The organism is SAR86 cluster bacterium (genome assembly GCA_023703675.1).
Classification (GTDB): Bacteria; Pseudomonadota; Gammaproteobacteria; order Magnimaribacterales; family AG-339-G14; genus AG-339-G14.
In genome coordinates, this window is record CP097974.1 from 585,186 (window position 1) to 601,392 (window position 16,207).

At 34.3% G+C, this 16,207-nt stretch carries 13 protein-coding genes; 10 read left to right on the forward strand and 3 right to left on the reverse strand.

All coding sequences use genetic code 11. The annotated features are described in order from the left end of the window. Window positions 1-53 precede the first annotated feature (53 nt). From M9C82_02930 to M9C82_02945, 4 genes are read left to right on the forward strand one after another with little or no spacing between them, the layout of a single operon-like run. The gene (locus tag M9C82_02930; GenBank protein URQ74094.1) at window positions 54-518 is read left to right on the forward strand and encodes a hypothetical protein; all 465 of its coding nucleotides are present in this window, start codon (window positions 54-56) and stop codon (window positions 516-518) included. After that, the gene (locus M9C82_02935) at window positions 505-1,116 is read left to right on the forward strand and encodes an EAL domain-containing protein (GenBank protein URQ74095.1); all 612 of its coding nucleotides are present in this window, start codon (window positions 505-507) and stop codon (window positions 1,114-1,116) included. The genes M9C82_02930 and M9C82_02935 overlap by 14 nt, the downstream gene beginning before the upstream one ends. After that, the gene (locus tag M9C82_02940; protein URQ74096.1) at window positions 1,104-2,516 is read left to right on the forward strand and encodes a diguanylate cyclase; all 1,413 of its coding nucleotides are present in this window, start codon (window positions 1,104-1,106) and stop codon (window positions 2,514-2,516) included. The genes M9C82_02935 and M9C82_02940 overlap by 13 nt, the downstream gene beginning before the upstream one ends. A 9-nt stretch (window positions 2,517-2,525) precedes the next feature. Beyond that, on the forward strand, window positions 2,526-2,888 hold the full coding sequence (locus M9C82_02945) for a response regulator (protein ID URQ74097.1): 363 nt from the start codon (window positions 2,526-2,528) through the stop codon (window positions 2,886-2,888). On the opposite strand, the gene M9C82_02950 is transcribed toward M9C82_02945, so the two are convergent. Together M9C82_02950 and M9C82_02955 are read right to left on the reverse strand one after the other, a co-directional pair. Then, the gene (locus M9C82_02950; GenBank protein URQ74098.1) at window positions 2,885-5,875 is read right to left on the reverse strand and encodes a response regulator; all 2,991 of its coding nucleotides are present in this window, start codon (window positions 5,873-5,875) and stop codon (window positions 2,885-2,887) included. The genes M9C82_02945 and M9C82_02950 overlap by 4 nt on opposite strands. Window positions 5,876-5,890: 15 nt before the next feature. Next, window positions 5,891-6,289 carry an energy transducer TonB gene (locus tag M9C82_02955; GenBank protein ID URQ74099.1) on the reverse strand — a complete coding sequence of 133 codons (399 nt, stop codon included), beginning with the start codon at window positions 6,287-6,289 and terminating at the stop codon, window positions 5,891-5,893. A 64-nt stretch (window positions 6,290-6,353) separates the two neighbouring features. On the opposite strand from M9C82_02955, the gene M9C82_02960 reads away from it, so the two are divergent. The 6 genes from M9C82_02960 (at window position 6,354) to M9C82_02985 (ending at window position 13,140) form a co-directional block, all read left to right on the forward strand. Continuing rightward, window positions 6,354-6,752: a CBS domain-containing protein gene (locus tag M9C82_02960; protein URQ74100.1), complete on the forward strand. Its 399-nt coding sequence runs from the start codon at window positions 6,354-6,356 to the stop codon at window positions 6,750-6,752. Window positions 6,753-6,759: 7 nt separating this feature from the next. Beyond that, window positions 6,760-8,307, forward strand: coding sequence for an acetolactate synthase large subunit (locus M9C82_02965; GenBank protein ID URQ74101.1), 1,548 nt, complete (start codon window positions 6,760-6,762; stop codon window positions 8,305-8,307). A 14-nt stretch (window positions 8,308-8,321) separates the two neighbouring features. Beyond that, window positions 8,322-9,434, forward strand: coding sequence for a haloalkane dehalogenase (locus M9C82_02970; protein URQ74102.1), 1,113 nt, complete (start codon window positions 8,322-8,324; stop codon window positions 9,432-9,434). 61 nt (window positions 9,435-9,495) lie between these two features. Next, window positions 9,496-9,675, forward strand: a complete 180-nt coding sequence (locus M9C82_02975; protein URQ74103.1) for a hypothetical protein — start codon at window positions 9,496-9,498, stop codon at window positions 9,673-9,675. Between the two features lie 3 nt (window positions 9,676-9,678). Next, window positions 9,679-11,217, forward strand: coding sequence for a hypothetical protein (locus M9C82_02980; GenBank protein URQ74104.1), 1,539 nt, complete (start codon window positions 9,679-9,681; stop codon window positions 11,215-11,217). Window positions 11,218-11,598: 381 nt separating this feature from the next. Beyond that, window positions 11,599-13,140, forward strand: a complete 1,542-nt coding sequence (locus M9C82_02985; protein ID URQ74105.1) for a long-chain fatty acid--CoA ligase — start codon at window positions 11,599-11,601, stop codon at window positions 13,138-13,140. Between the two features lie 49 nt (window positions 13,141-13,189). On the opposite strand, the gene M9C82_02990 is transcribed toward M9C82_02985, so the two are convergent. Next, window positions 13,190-16,204, reverse strand: coding sequence for a hypothetical protein (locus M9C82_02990; GenBank protein URQ72936.1), 3,015 nt, complete (start codon window positions 16,202-16,204; stop codon window positions 13,190-13,192). Window positions 16,205-16,207: the final 3 nt, after the last annotated feature.

A 16,207-nucleotide genomic window follows, 5' to 3' on the forward strand; every position in this document is an offset into this window, starting at 1 on the left:
TGTATAATACCTATCCACAAGTAGAATAATCTTTCTTAGAAGAAATATTTATTATGGATTTTATTCTAACTTATTTAAACACTTTGATTGCTTCTTTGGCAGCACTGGCAGGGATTGTTTCGATCTATTACTTGATAAGAGAAATGCAAGAACAGAACAAAGTTGCTAGAGCCAATGCTAGACAAAACGTTTCAGACAGCCATCAGGAGATAGCTTTAAAAGGCATGACTCCAAGAATGGTAAAAATCAAAATGAAGCTCAGAAACAATGAAGAACTTACGCCAGAAGAAGATGCAGCGTATCTCACTTATTTCAGCATTATGCTGAGATCAAGAGAAAATCAGCATTATCAATATTCTATCGGAATGATCGATGCAGGAGAGTGGGATAATTATCTGAAATCCTTCAAAACCTTATTTAAGTCTGAGTATCATCTAAAACTTTGGAATTTTATGAAGGAAACCTTTAATGAAGATTTTGTTAAAATTGTGGAAGGAATTATAAATGAGAATAATTGAAGCAGAACAAGCTAAATACTTAATCAAATCTCTTCAGCATCATCCAAGTCCCTATATTATTTTTGATAAATCTAATGGGGTTGAGTGGCTTAATAACTCAGCACAATACATATTTAGCCTTGAAAACGACGAATCTATTTCAATTGGGAACATCAGTAGCATTAATAAGAATTCTGTTAATAACGAGATTGCTAGCTCATTTGATACTGACATAGAGATTAAACTAAGAAATATAGAGTTTTATTTGAGAACTAGAATTCATGAGATTCCTTTTGATACAAATTCATCTTTTTTTCTTATTGAAGCTCTTGCAAATTCTGAAGCTGCTTTAGATGCACTAAAAGAAACAATAAGCTGTCTAGAAAACGATCGCATCAGCATGGCCTTTCAAAAACAAGTAGATATAGAAACAGGAAAAATTGTTGGAGTTGAGTCTCTTTTAAGGTTATTAGATGAAAAGGGAAATATTATTTCAAATGATAAATTAATACCTCTCGTTGAAGGAGAACATTTGTTTTCTTTGGTTGTCCTAGCTTCGTTAAAAAAACTTAAAGAGTTTTTTCCAAAGGAGCAGAAAAAATTCTGTTGGCACAGATAAAACAAGAATTTTCAGCTCCAGCAGAAGCTATTGAACATTACATAGAAGTTGTTGAACAGTTTGCAAAAGAAAATCATCTAAATGTTGCTTCTGAGATAGGTCAAATAAAAGACGCGGAAAAGAAGCTTTTGAGTCAATATGAAGACGCTTTCAATGAAAATACTTCACTAAATAGCGAAAAAAAATCTTCAGAAGAATATTCTGTATTGCGCCATAATCTTAGAACGCCATTGAACGCCATAATAGGATATAGCGAAATTCTAATGGAAGACTTTGAGAATGATTTATCTGACGAAATAATTAAAGATCTTGAATCGATTTTAAATCTTTCTAGAGACATCGAAAAAGCAATTGAAAGATTTGTAGATTTCATTAGAGGTGAGCTATCTGAAACAGAGACAAGTGATTCAGATCAAGGACAGATAGAAAATGCTGAATCTCTCTTTAAGTCTTTGGGTGACATTGACTATAGTTTAGAAATCGATGAGCATCTTCAAAACTCTGATGTTTTAATTGTTGATGACAACGTTACTAATTGTGAAGTTCTGGCACGAAGATTAAGTCAAAATGGTTTAAATTGCAGAATGGCTTATGACGGAACTACTGCTATTGAAGAAGTTGAAAAGAAGACACCTGATCTGATTTTATTAGACGTAATGCTGCCAGATATAAATGGCTTAGAGTTGCTAAAAAAATTTAGAAAAAAAAATAAAATTGATTCACTGCCGATAATTATGGTTTCTGCCTTCAATGATGTTGATAGCGTTGCCAAATGTATAAAACTAGGAGCATCGGATTATTTGCCAAAACCATTGAACGGCACAATCTTAATGGCTAAATCCATCGCGAGTTTGGAGGCAAAATATTTCCGTTCGAGGGAGCAAGAACTCCTTAAAGAATTACATGTGCGAGCAACAACCTGTCCCTTGACTGGAATTTCTAATAGAAAAGTGGTTTTTGATAAAATTAATAAAGCTTTTAGAAAAACTAAGAAGAAAGATGATTACGTTTTTAACATTCTTTCAATGGATATAGATTTCTTTAAATCCATCAACGATACTTATGGACATCCTGGAGGAGATGAGGTTTTGATAGCAATAGCAAATAAATTAAAGAGCTCTTTTAAACCCAATCTTGTAGGAAGAGTAGGAGGAGAGGAATTTATTGCGGTTATAGATAAACTTGAAAATCTTTCAGTCATTGATTTCTGTGAAAATATTAGAAAAGAAATAGTTGATTTATCTATAAAATTTCAAGATCATAATATAAAGGTCACAATGAGTGGAGGTCTCGCTGCTTCTGATGAGATTGACAACTTAGAAGATTTAATTAATTTAGCTGATAAGAGACTTTATAAGGCTAAAGAAGGTGGACGTAATCAAATTATTTTCAAAAAATAGGAGATTGAAATGAAAAAAATACTGTACGTCGAAGATAATGAGATGAATCGCGACATGTTAGGACGCAGACTCACGAGACGAGATTACGAAGTAATTTTTGCTTTTGATGGCCAAGAAGGTTTGGATAAAATGAAATCTGAATCACCCGATGTTGTCCTTATGGATATGGGTTTACCAGTTATGGACGGCTGGGAAGCTACCACTAAAGCTAAAGCTGATCCTGAAATTTCTGACATACCCATAATTGCTCTAACAGCACACGCTATGGAAACAGACAAACAAAAGGCTCTTGATTGCGGAGCTGATGACTTTGATACGAAGCCAGTAGATTTTAAAAGACTTTTAGAAAAAATCGAATCTAATATTAACTAATCGTTTAAAATTTTAGAAATTAAATTCGGTAACTGATTTATCGATACTTCGTCTTTTTTTAACAATCCTTCAACATTGGCATTTAATAAATCTTCTTGAACTTCGTTTAATTCTTTCCCTGAATAAACTATTACGTTGGGTTTAGATTTAAATTCCATCGTCACAAATTTTTCTAAAAATTCAAATCCATCCATTCTAGGCATTTCTAGATCAAGAACTATTAAAGTAGGGTCATTTGATAGTTGTTTTAATCCCTCGTTACCATCTTTTGCTGTTATGGCTTTAAAGCCATTGTCTTCTAGCGCACGGGATAAAATGTCTCTAGTATTTTCATCATCGTCCACTATTAAAATAGTATTGTTATTTGATTCTTTTGAAACGAATTTTTTTACTACATCTAAAAACTTATTTCTTTCGATAGGCTTTGTTAAATAGTCATCGGCTCCAAGAGAAAAAGCCAATGATTCTTGAGACATCTGAGAAACCATTATGACTGGTATGTCTTTAATAGATTCGTCTGATTTGCATTCTTTAAGGATAGACCAACCGTCTCTTCCAGGCATAAGAACATCTAATAGAATAAGTTTTGGCATTGTTTCACGGATCATGTTTAAACCTTGCTCACCATTTGTGGCTCCCAATAAGGTCAATCCCGCTTTCTTTATCGTTCTTTTTACTAGATCATGCATAGCAATATCATCGTCGATGAGGACGCATAAATTTTCACCTGCTAAAGCACTTACTTCCTCATTTTCTAAATCCTCAGCTTCTTCGCAGATTCTAGGAATAAAAATTGTAAAAATAGATCCTTTACCTTTTTCAGATGAGACTGTCACTCCTCCGCCCATAAGCTCGGCAAATCTTTTTGAAATTGGTAGACCCAGACCTGTACCACCGTGAGTTGCAGATGTCGATCTTTCTGCTTGCTCATATTCTTCAAATACCTTAGAAACGCCTTCTTGGCTCATCCCTTCACCATCATCTGTGACTTTGAATTCAATCATCTCTACACCGTCTTTATCGAAGGTGCTTACATTTAGAGTTACTAATCCACTTTCAGTAAATTTAAATGCATTGCTTAAAAAATTTGTAACACATTGTCTTAATTTTGTTTCATCTTGAGTCATTGAACCGATAGCTTCCTGAACTTCAATCTTAAATCCATTATCATTCTTAGCAGCTAAAGGAGCATTTATATCTCTTAGAGTTTCAACAACTTTCTCAATTTCGAAACTAGTGAGATACAATTCCATTTTTCCTGATTCAATTTTTGATAAATCAAGAATATTGTTAATGAGAGAGAGTAAATGTGTTCCAGATGTAGTTATCTTTTTTAAATCAGGCATTAAATCATCGTAGCCCAAGTCTTCACACTCTTCATACAACATTTCCCCGTAACCTAAAATAGCATTTAATGGTGTTCTTAATTCATGACTCATATTTGCAAAAAACTTACTTCTTTGCTCATTTGCTTCTAATGCTTCGTCTCTAGATTCTTCCATTTCTTTTGTTCTCGTGTCGATAAGTACTTGAACCTCTTCAGCCATTCTAGTGAAAGCTACCGTCATTAATTCTATAGAGGCTTCTTCTCCTTCTTCATCAGAACTTTCTTTTGCTAAAGACTTCATTTTATTTATATCATTTAAAATTAGTGTCCTGGAATCACCTTCTAATTCATCAGCTAAAATAGTCATTTTTTCTATGATTGCTGTGTCTCTCTCTTTTCTTCTATTCGCTTGTTTAGCTCTTATATCTTCCATTTCATTCAAATGGCCTCTATAGATTTCTAAAGCTTTAGCTAATTCTCCAACTTCATCGTTTTCCGATCTAAAAATACCTTTTCTTTGTGGCATTGTTTTAGAGAGATCTCCGCTTGTTAAAGCTTGTAATACTTCAATAGCTTTATTAACTGATCCAAATATATTTGCCGAGATCGTCGAAGTTATCGCAATTACAAAAATCATTACAACTATTATTAGAACCAATATGTAGGATAAGATAGAATTTTCTTGATCAATACTAGCTTTCTCATTTCTGAAGATAAAAAACTGAGCTTTATCTGAAGATAAGTATGAACTTAAAGGTAAAAGGGTAATTGAAGAGCCTAAAGAGGCGTCACGAGCAGAAGTTCTATTTCCATAATCATTTAGGTTAACATTAGCTTTATCTACATGGGCTTTAAGATTAGATATTCCATAATTTGTTGTTTCATAGGATCCTAAATCAGTTTCAAAACTTGCGTAATCATCTCCTAAAGAAATAACTCCGTCTTTTGTTTGAACTGCTGTTACTAATTCAAATTCATCACCAAAGGTTTCCATGGACTTTCTTATATCAATTCCTAAAACTACAATTGCTTCTGCATCCCTTGAGAAGGCTCTGACAGGAAATGCCATGATTTGATTTAATGTACTAATTTCATTACCTGTTGTGTCTTCAATGATTTGCAACGATCTTCTAGGTCTAGAAGAAGCATCCGATAGATATTTATCTAAATCATTAAGGTATTCTGGTTTAGCGCTTGGATTACAAGCATCAACTCCAGATAGATCTAAAGCAGAACTACAATAAAATCTTTTACCATCAGGATAATAAGCTTTAACAAAACTCAAATTACCCTCGTCTAAATCAAATTCGAACATTAGATCTAACAAATACCCTGATTCACCAATATTTTTATCAGAAATAAATTGAATCAATGGATTGCTGTATTGATGGTCTGGAGAAGAAAGCTCTTCTTCTGGAAAAATTTCAATTTCAGGATCCCAAAAATTACCTCTTTCACCTGTTTGAGGTAGCCAAGCATTGATAGAATCAAAAGAAGTTTCTAATGTCTGAAACCAGGCAGATTCATAGGTTGAGACGAGAGACTCACTTGAGAATGTTCTTTGGATATTTTCTCTATAGTTGTATAAAAAAATAAGAGAAAGGGCAAGTATTACATTACCTATTAAACCAATTAAAATTAATGTGGTTCTTATACGCATGATTGCGTATTATCTTTATTCGGCCGCGGTCAAGTTAAAATTAATTTTTACTTGAACATCATTGACTTGGACTGGAACACCATCATAAGTGGAAGGTTCGTAAATCCATTTCCTTATTGATTTCATGGCAGCTCTGTTAAACAAACCTGCTGGCTCACCTTCTAATACGTAGGGATCAATTACTGAACCATCTTGATCCACATCAAATTCTATTATCACGTATCCTTCTCGTTCGAGACGTAAAGCTTTTCTTGGATAAGTTGCTGGTGTTTGGTATGACCTAGAAACTTCAATTTCTATTGTCTCTCCGTCAACTGTTATGTAACCAGTGTCAGCAAAAAGAATAGAGGGAAGAGCTAAACTTAGTGAAACTATCAAGAATTTTAGTTTGGATAATCTTCTGTGGAAATTCATTTTTTAAACTCCTTAAAATGGATTATTATAGTGCATAGGGTAATTAATTCCACTTTTATAAAAAATGTCTTTAATATCAGAACTTCTTTTAAATCAGAGGTATTGGGAAATATTTTCAATTTCAGAAAATTCTTCGATAGAGGATGCTTGTAAAATCTTGCATAAAAATAAAATTGGAGCTTTATTAGTTTATTGTGGTAAATCTGATGACCCAAATAATCTAGTAGGGATCATTACAGAAAGAGATGTTATAGAAGATATTTCTATGAAAGGAGCTGCACACCTCCAAAGTCAAATTAAGGACATTATGTCTTCTAAAATAATTAAAGTTTCTCCAGATAACTCCACAGATGAAGCAATGGATTTAATGATAGACAATCAAATTAGACATCTTGCTGTTATGGAGAATGAAAAGTTGCTTGGTGTTGTTTCTATGAGGGACATTGTAAAAAAGTCCAACTAGTTTTTAAGTGAACGCCTCAGACGCATTAATAAAAACATTGGTTGCCAATGGCTTAGAAGTTATTTTTGCCAATCCTGGCACTTCTGAAATGCATTTAGTCGCTTCAATAGACAATAATCCAGAAATAAGACCTGTACTAGGATTATTTGAAGGAGTTGTTACTGGCGCTGCAGATGGTTATGCACGAATGGCTGAAAAAAGTGCAGCAAATCTCTTACATCTCGGACCAGGATTAGGAAATGGTTTTGCCAATATACACAATGCTAAGAAAGCGAGATCGCCAATGCTTAATATTGTTGGGGATCATGCTACTTATCATCTTAAGCATAATGCTCCATTAACCTCTGATTTAGATAGTTTGGCAAAATCTGCATCCGATTGGGTCGGGAGGGCAACTAGCTCAAATGATCTTTGTGATTTGGGAAACACTGCTTGGCAAAAAGCAAACTCTTTCCCAGGACAGGTAGCAACTCTGATTGTTCCCGCTGATTCGGCATGGGGAAACTTTGAATCAAAAATTCCAGCTCCTTTGGAAAAGTTGGATCTTGCCCCAATAGATGAATCGCAAATAAAAAAATCATGTGAAATCTTACAAAAAGATAATTCAATACTTTTCATAGGAGGAAAATTTTTAAATGAAGAATGCGTTACTTTAGCTGCAAAGATCTCAAGTAAAACCGGATGTAGACTAGTTACTGATACTTTTGTCTCTAGAATAAGAAGGGGAGAAGGCCTTCCTATTATCGAACAAGTACCTTATTTTGCAGAATCAGCAACGGAATTTTTAAAAAATACTTCAGGAATAGTTTTTATTGGAAGTAGACCACCAGTTTCTTTTTTTGCTTACCCAGATAAAGAAAGTTTTCTAACTCCTAAATCTTCAGAAATTCTTATCTTATCCACCCCTGAACAAGATGGACTTAAAGCTTTAAAAGCTCTAGTAGATGAATCAGATGCAAAAGAAATAACCAAATCTTTATTACAAAGTAAGATAGAAGATATGCCCACGATAGGGGATTTAAACATAAATAATTTAGGACTTTTAATTGCTAATTTAATGCCAGAAGAATCAATAGTTTCTGATGAAGCAGCTACTTCAAGTTTTTTGGTAACGCCACAAGCTCTAAAAGCAAAACCTCATGATTGGCTAACCCTTACTGGAGGTTCAATAGGGCAGGGACTTCCCTTAGCAGTTGGAGCAGCAATTGCCAAACCTGATAGACCTGTTATTACTTTGCATGGAGACGGAGGCGCTATGTATACAATTCAAGCGCTGTGGTCTCAAGCAAGAGAAAACTTAAACATAACAAATATAATTTTTGCTAATAATTCATATGAAATTCTTAAAATAGAGCTGTCCAGAGTTGGAGCAATAAAAACAGGTAAAAGAGCTGATTCCATGCTTTCTTTGGAAAATCCCCCTATAGATTGGATGAGCTTGTCTAAGTCTATGGGAGTACCATGTTACGAACCCAAAAAAGTAGAAGACTTTATAAAGATTTTTTCTTCTGCTGTTAAAGAACCCGGTCCAACAACCATCGTAGTAAAGTTATAAAATAGAGGATTTAAATGAAAATAATAATAATGTTTTTCGTTTCTTTTTTTCTGCTTTCATGTACTGAATCAATTTCAGTTGAGATTGACACTGACGGTTTGAATATAGTTTCCCCAGGCATAGTAAGAACTCCTGACGAACGTTTTGACAATTTGCAAGATTATCCCTTTGAACCAAATTATTTAGTGGTAGATGGAATGAGAATTCATTATCTTGATGAAGGGCCAAAAGATGCAGATCCCGTCTTTCTTTTACATGGCGAGCCTACTTGGAGTTATCTTTTTAGAAAAATGATTCCAATTCTTGTAGAAAATGGACATAGAGTAATAGTCCCAGATTGCGTAGGATTTGGAAAATCAGATAAATTTATATCGAAGTATGACTATAGTTACATTCATCATGTTGATGTAATGAAAGAATTAATTGAAACGTTAGATCTGCAAAATGCTACATTTTTTGGACAAGATTGGGGCGGGCTTGTTGGATTGAGAGTAGTTGCAGAAATGCCTGAGAGATTTGGAAACATAGTTGTATCGAATACTGGATTTGCTGCTGCCAGTCAGCTCCCAGCATGGTTTATAGAAAATTTAATAAAATTAGTAGTTTGGTGGAATGGGCAAATTACATTTGACGAATTATCCGAAGCTGCTGAGAGGGCTTTATCTTCAGGCGAACCATCTCCTATGACAGGAGCTTCTATGTTTACCAAATGGATGGCTTATTCATACTATTCAGAAAATATGAACATAGTAGGAATTATAGAAAATTTTGGAGGAATAGATCTTACAGAAGGAGAGGCATATGCATATGAAGCACCATATCCATCAGGTTTATATAAGGCGGGAGCACATGTGTGGCCTTATTTGATTCCAACTCAATTACCAGAGAATGAAAAATTATGGAAAGAAGTTTATGAGAAATGGGATAAACCTTTTTTGGTAGCTTTTGGAGAAAATGAAAGAATAACCTTAAGATTAAAAGATGATTTTATGAATAGAATTCCTAACCCTGTTGAAATTACTTTGGGTGGAGCAGGGCACTTTGTTCAAGAAGAGGTGGGACCTGAGTTAGCTCAAATAATTAGTGATTTTATTAATGGCAGGCCTGTAACTGATTTAATTAGATAAAAATTGTTTATGAGGAAATTCTTTATCTTTTTTTTACTAGCTATTAAAATAATTTAGAAATATGAAAAAGTTAACTTTTCTCTTGATTTTGACTGTATCTATTTCATGTGGAGGTGGAGGGAGTAGCTCATCGATAGCTTCAAATAATTCAACCCCTTCGAATAATACCCAACAACAAAATTCACAACTTGTTAGTATTACTTATAAAACTGTTCCAGAAAATATAGGTATTTTTGATTAAATTATGAGGTTTTTCATTTGGATTTTGTTTCTTTCTTGCTCTCTTCACGCTTATGACATCAATACAATCCCTAAGACTAAAGCGGTACATTTAGGAGCAAAAATTTTTCTCAATCATCAATTCCAATTAATGGTTGGATTTGGTAGAGCCAAAGATTATTTATGTCTTTTTAGAAAATCTGACTATACAAAATATAGTAATTTAGAAGAATCCGGTGTTGATATTGGTTTTAAAACTATTATAGACGCCACAGAATGCGGGACAACTGAGCTAAATACGCCATGGATTTTCAAGTCTAAACAAGCCACTACAGAAAGTAATCTTGAAATAGAAATGTTTAGAACAACTACTAATACTGATACTAGGGCCAAATTAATTCTTGAGGAAGAAACATCTGTAGCCAATCCGTATGGAGTTCTAACACTGGATTATAATTATGTTTTCGGGTCAGATAGCGCTAATCAATACAATGCAACTTTTGAATCCAAAAAATTAGAAAGTAACGATATTGAATTTAAATCTTCTGTCTGGGTTGACGGTCACGTGATTTCAGGTACAACTGCTATAGGTGCTAACTGTGAATTTTACTCATCAAATGTGATTCATACACCAAATTCCGGAGGAAGGGGCTCCGTAACCTCAATGTATTTTGTTAATTCTATATCAGCTTATCCAGATGGAACGCCTCTTACAGTATCAACTACAAATTTCGTTTATGACGATAATTACGTTCGTTACAAGATGATAGAAGGCAAAACAGGTTCAGAAACATCAGATAGATGCATAAGCAGATCAGAAAGTTGGTCTTATATACCAGCTTGGTTTGGATATGGTATTTATGATGAAAATGGAGATCTAGTTACAGGAACTCCAAATATTCTTGTAAGTTACACTGGACCTATTCAAACGAAAAATAATGAATCTTGGACAGGTAATATTATGATTAGCTCTGGCTCAATGATTGGAATGCCATATATTTGTAAAAAAGTTAAGGATGGAACACATTGGAGCGGTAACAATGTGTGTCCAGGAACAATTGGAAGTCCTCATATTCCTGTAGAAATAGACGGGGAGAGCTACGAAAATTTTCCTTTGTTAGATGTTCTAGAAGGAACGGTGTTAACAGATCCTGCTAATGGGAATAAATATTATGTTAGACAATTGAGACCAAGAAAAGTTTTTTCTGAAGTTTCAATGAGTAATTGTTCTGGATTAACAATCCAAGCATCCCTTGAAACACCTGATCATAAATTTTTTAATTATCCAGTAATGTCATTACCACGCTCTGGAGCTATTTTAGTAAATGAATTTGTAACAGATTCTTCTAGAGACTTTGCGTTTGATAAACTATGGTTGAAGGATTCTGATTCTGATTCAGATGGTATTGTTAATTATCTAGATTTTTATCCAAGTGATTCTAATAAAAGCAGAGATGATGATTACGATGGCATAGATGACGCTGAGGACACTGAAATAAGAGCTTTTCAACAAACCTGGACTAAGTACTTAGATAAAGACCTATTTTCTTCTTACATTAAATAATTTCCACAATATTATATTCGTATAATATATATTATGTTAAATAATATATTTGTGATTCAAATAATGAATATCTATAATCTTTAAGGGCAATTATTGGGGATTAATGGAAAACAATGAAATATATTACTTAGGGATAGTAATTTTTGTCTGCTATGGCTTTAATCTTGCGCAAGGTTTAAGAGCAGCTATTAATAGGAATGAGACAGTAAGAACAATACCAAAAATTTTTTGTTCTATTTATTGTATATCTGCATCATTAATTGGAATTATGATACTACCCTCTTCTTACCAATTAATATCCTACTTGCATTTATTTATTATACTATTCCAAATGGCAATGATTTGGTTTCCGAAGCCTAATGAATAACTTGGAGAAAAAATATGACTGTTAAATATTATGATTGGGTGGAATATCAATCTAACTTTAGACCTGAAAAAATAGCAATTAAAGAAATTTCTAATGGTAAAGAATTATCTTATAAAACATTAAATAACAGATCAAAAGCTCTTGCTGGATGGCTTCAGAAAAATGGAATAGAAAAAGGAGATAGAGTGGCAATTTTATCCCATAATTGTGCTGAAGTATTTGAATTAGAATTTGCTTGCGGGAAAATTGGGGGTATCGAACTGCCATTAAACTGGAGACTAACTAAGCCTGAATTAGAATATATTCTTAATGATAGTTCTCCAAAAGTACTCATTTATTCAATTGAATTTAAAGAGATAGCTGAAGCTCTCTTAAAAGATTGTGATATTAAAAATTCTTTAGAAATAGAAGAGAATAATTTTAGTAGTAGTTATGAATCTGCAATTTCTGAAGGCAATGATTTCACTTCTGTTGAATCTACTCATGACGATTTAATAATGTTGATGTATACCTCTGGAACTACTGGACATCCTAAAGGTGCAATGATCACTCATAGAATGCAGTTTTTTAATATTGTAAATTTGGCTTCAACTGCAAGGATTACTGATAAAGCAGTTCAATTAGTATCATTGCCTTTATTTCATACTGGCGGAATGAATTGTTACGCGAATCCTGTATTACATAACGGAGGCCAAATTATTTTAACCAAAGAATTTGATCCAGGAAAAGCCTTAGAAATTATCAACGATCCGGATTACGGAGTTACTCATTTATTCGCTGTGCCGGCGCCCTATCAATTTATGATGCTGCATCCAGATTTTGATAATACTGATTTTTCAAGAATTCAAAGTGCTGGTGTTGGAGGCGCACCATGTGCTGAAGTAATACTTAAAACTTGGCAAGACAAAGGTGTAGAGTTTTCTCAAGGCTGGGGAATGACTGAAACAAGTCCAGCGGCAATAAGTTTATCTGGAGATGATGCAGCTAGAAAAATAGGATCTGCTGGAAAACCCCTACTACACACTGCAGTAAAAATAGTAGATGAAAAAGGAGAAGAAGTTGAAAAAGGAGAAGTTGGGGAAATTCTCATAAAAGGACCAAACATTACCCCAGGCTATTGGAATAACGAGGAAGCTACTAAAAAATCTTTTATAGATGGATGGTTGAAAACTGGCGATGCCGCTCAAATGGATGACGAAGGATTTATATACATTGTAGATCGACAAAAAGATATGTATATCTCTGGAGGAGAAAATGTCTACCCTGCTGAGGTTGAAAATGTAATTTATCAAATACCTCAAATAGCAGAAGCAGCAATTATTGGTGTTCCTGATGAGAAATGGGGTGAAGTCGGGTTTGCTTTCATAGTTGTAAAGAAAGATGAAAGTTTATCGGAAGAAGAGATAATTGATCATTGTCTTAAAAACCTAGCAAAATTTAAAATTCCAAAAGGCGTAGAGTTTATTGACGCACTTCCTAGAAACGCAACTGGAAAAGTTTTAAAGAGAACTCTAAGAGAAGAAAAATTAGGCGCCTCCGCACCGGCAATTTCATGAGATAAAAATAAAAAAATCCTCTTTATCAAAAAGAGGATTTTTTTAGTGTTTAATTTGCTTCAAATACGGTTTGTCCATGCACCACTGAAGGATTACCATTGTTAATAATACCAGTTGTCGGCTTAATACCTATATAGTCAGACGAACTTGATGATTGCGAATTATTTTTTAGAAGAGAAAACGATGCACTTGTTTCTAATGCTGCTTTATCTAAAGTATAAGTAGTAGCCAGGGTGGCGGTCTCACTGTCAGTTTTTTTAGTAATAAAATCGTCGCCCCGTAAACCTAAGACTTTAATATTAGGTTTCGTTTCATCGGAATTTACAAGAATAGTTCCATCAGGAATTACAAAGTCATGAACGTATCTATAACATTGATTCCAATTGCCATTGTAATATTTTCCTACCTCAACACCGGTACAAGTGTTGATAACTCTTCCAGGAATATTGCGCAACTCTCCATAACCTTCAAATTTTAGTAAAAACTTTTGACCAGAATAATCTAGTCCTGAAAAATTATATCTCACGTTTGTAGCTGGAACTTTGAAAGTTAAGGTTTCTGGTGGAGAAATACTAATCTCAGCACCAGTAGTTGCGTTACTCAAGCTATATTCAGGTCTTTGCATAACTCCTATTCTATAAGTGGTAGTTAATGCGCCTCTATGAAGCTTATCAGAACAATAATATTTAGAAGTCGCTATGTTGACCATATAAGAAGTATTGTCACTAACTTTTTTGATCTCTGGTGCATAGCCCTGATATTCACCATCATCTCGTTTATCACACTCAACTGCGTTTAAGTTAAGAGTGGTATTTTCAAAGACTTCCATATCGAACCAGTGTCCAGCCCTTCTTGTGTAATTATTAGTTGTTCCAAGGCTGTAAGGTTTCTCGTAATAATTAAAATTTCTTATCGTATCCTCTAACTGTCTAGACGCAGAACTTATTTTTGTTAATACATCTACCGAGCTAGTCGATGGAATCGAAATACTAACTCCATTAGTCCAAGTAAGAGCAGTAGAACTATCTAAAATGCTACCGCTATTTACCGTATAAGTAACTACCTCAGCAGCTTTAGTTCCCCCAATCCACATGTGATCGCCCGGAGACATTTTAAATTCTCCGTTAGCTGCATTGAATTCGCCGTTAGTATTCCAATCAGTATAAACTTCCTCTTTAAACCAGCTTCCAACATTTTTATATGGAGAAATATTTAAAGTACCCCCGGTAGAACCATTAGTTATAGAGGCAAATATTCCGCCCATTGTTTGATTCATTTTTGTTGCATCTATGCAGTTTCTTAGACAAGCAAGATTGTTTGGTAGAGAATTTACTGCGATTTTTTTCTCCGTTCTAGACTTGGTTAGATGTGCATCAGTAGTGCTGACTGGGTTTGAAAAAGCTTCAAAAGGAATCTCGTACCCTCTTCTATTAGTATCATCCCATAAATGCCAACCTTGACCCCAGTTTTGTCCAGCTTTTTTCAATTGTGTAGCCCAATCACTTGCTGTAAAGGAAAAAGAAGTATTTAAATCAAATGGACCATTTCCTGAATTCCAATCGATGCCTTTAGTGATAGTAAAAGTAACCACAGTACTCGCACCCGTACCCGAAACTGTAACTGTTCCAGCGTATTCATCGCAATTACCATCAGTAGCGTTACAAGAGCCGGTAGTAGGAAACCCTAAATTCGACATTCCTGATGACCAATCATTATCTCTTTTTAACCATCCTACATAACCAAAAAAGCTTACTTTATCTAGATCAGCTAATTGTCTTTTTTCAGTAGTGATTTCGAATACCTGTAAAAAATTTTGTTTTAGATTGTAAGTGTTTGTATCGGTTGAACTGCTGTTGTTTCTAAAAATAGTAGTATTGCTCACTAAGGGTCTATCAGTGCTGTTGACGTGAGTACCCCAGTAACTTGCATGTGCATAAACTTCTCTACCATCAGGGAAAGAGACATTGTCTCCTTTTGTAGCCCTTAAGGACATAGATCCTTGAGCAGCATCGTATTTTTTATCGGCATCAGCGGTAACTAAATTACCAGCGTTGTAAGTCCCATATTGATAGACGGTTCTTTTGGTATCTGCAGCTGCTGTACCCCAGCAATTTTCTCCAGTTACATTAGCACCGCCTCCAAATGCTTGAACTTCTTGTGCTGCATCAGCAATTGTTTTAAAACTTGCTGCATTAAGTGGGTTACCAACATTTTGTGGTCCAGAATTAGTAAATTGAATCCTTTGCGCTTCTACAAGATTTTGACAATAAACATTAGTCGTATCATTGAAATAAAACTGATGCACAAAAGTATACTGTTCTACATTATTACTTATATCAACAACTGAACCTGCTGTTCTCATAATTCCTTGAGTAACACCCGTAGATGAATTTTTATTTAATTTAAGTTGTATTGGAGGTCCACTTCCTCTTTCGACAAAAGTTATTTCATCTCCTGAAACTCCAACATAACCTTGTGCCATTTGGGTATTCGCTGAGATTGTTGTTTCTGGATCAGTTGAAAATTCTTCATCATTAACTAAATCATAGGTAAAAGTAAAAGTTCCCAACTGGTTCTCATCACTTACATCTTCTTGAATATCCATTTTTACAAATGCTGTAGCGGGACCCCTAAAAGATTCTTGACCAAAAAAGTCAATCTCTAGCTCAACCCATGATTTACCATCAATAGAACCATCGGTTGCAGTAACAGCAACAACGGTTTGTGTTGTGTAATCAACATTATCCACAGTACCTGTAGTGGTAGTAGTTTTAGAAGATTCTGCACTCGTTGCTTTCGCCGCACTCGCTTCCGCAGTAGAATCTGAACCATCCGCTTTTTCACAAGATTTCTCATCGATTAAAGCTTTGTAAGTACCTTTGTCTATGAAATCACTTACATTGGTGTTTTTCATAAAACAGATTAAAAAATTTAAACTTTGTAATCCGTCGTTGGCTAATAATCCATTCACGTAAAAATCTTTTTTGCTTAAATCTGCTGTATAAGTTTGAGCGACCGCAAAAGAACTTATAAGCAATGCAATTAAAAATGTTATTTTTTTCATTTT

Bases quoted from the DNA above. Each gene is read 5' to 3' on its own strand.
- M9C82_02985 (URQ74105.1), top strand. From the start codon at position 11,599: ATGACTGTTAAATATTATGATTGGGTGGAATATCAATCTAACTTTAGA.
- M9C82_02955 (URQ74099.1), bottom strand. From the start codon at position 6,289: ATGAATTTCCACAGAAGATTATCCAAACTAAAATTCTTGATAGTTTCA.
- M9C82_02975 (URQ74103.1), top strand. From the start codon at position 9,496: ATGAAAAAGTTAACTTTTCTCTTGATTTTGACTGTATCTATTTCATGT.
- M9C82_02930 (URQ74094.1), top strand. From the start codon at position 54: ATGGATTTTATTCTAACTTATTTAAACACTTTGATTGCTTCTTTGGCA.
- M9C82_02990 (URQ72936.1), bottom strand. From the start codon at position 16,204: ATGAAAAAAATAACATTTTTAATTGCATTGCTTATAAGTTCTTTTGCG.
- M9C82_02970 (URQ74102.1), top strand. From the start codon at position 8,322: ATGAAAATAATAATAATGTTTTTCGTTTCTTTTTTTCTGCTTTCATGT.
- M9C82_02980 (URQ74104.1), top strand. From the start codon at position 9,679: ATGAGGTTTTTCATTTGGATTTTGTTTCTTTCTTGCTCTCTTCACGCT.
- M9C82_02945 (URQ74097.1), top strand. From the start codon at position 2,526: ATGAAAAAAATACTGTACGTCGAAGATAATGAGATGAATCGCGACATG.
- M9C82_02935 (URQ74095.1), top strand. From the start codon at position 505: ATGAGAATAATTGAAGCAGAACAAGCTAAATACTTAATCAAATCTCTT.
- M9C82_02960 (URQ74100.1), top strand. From the start codon at position 6,354: ATGTCTTTAATATCAGAACTTCTTTTAAATCAGAGGTATTGGGAAATA.
- M9C82_02950 (URQ74098.1), bottom strand. From the start codon at position 5,875: ATGCGTATAAGAACCACATTAATTTTAATTGGTTTAATAGGTAATGTA.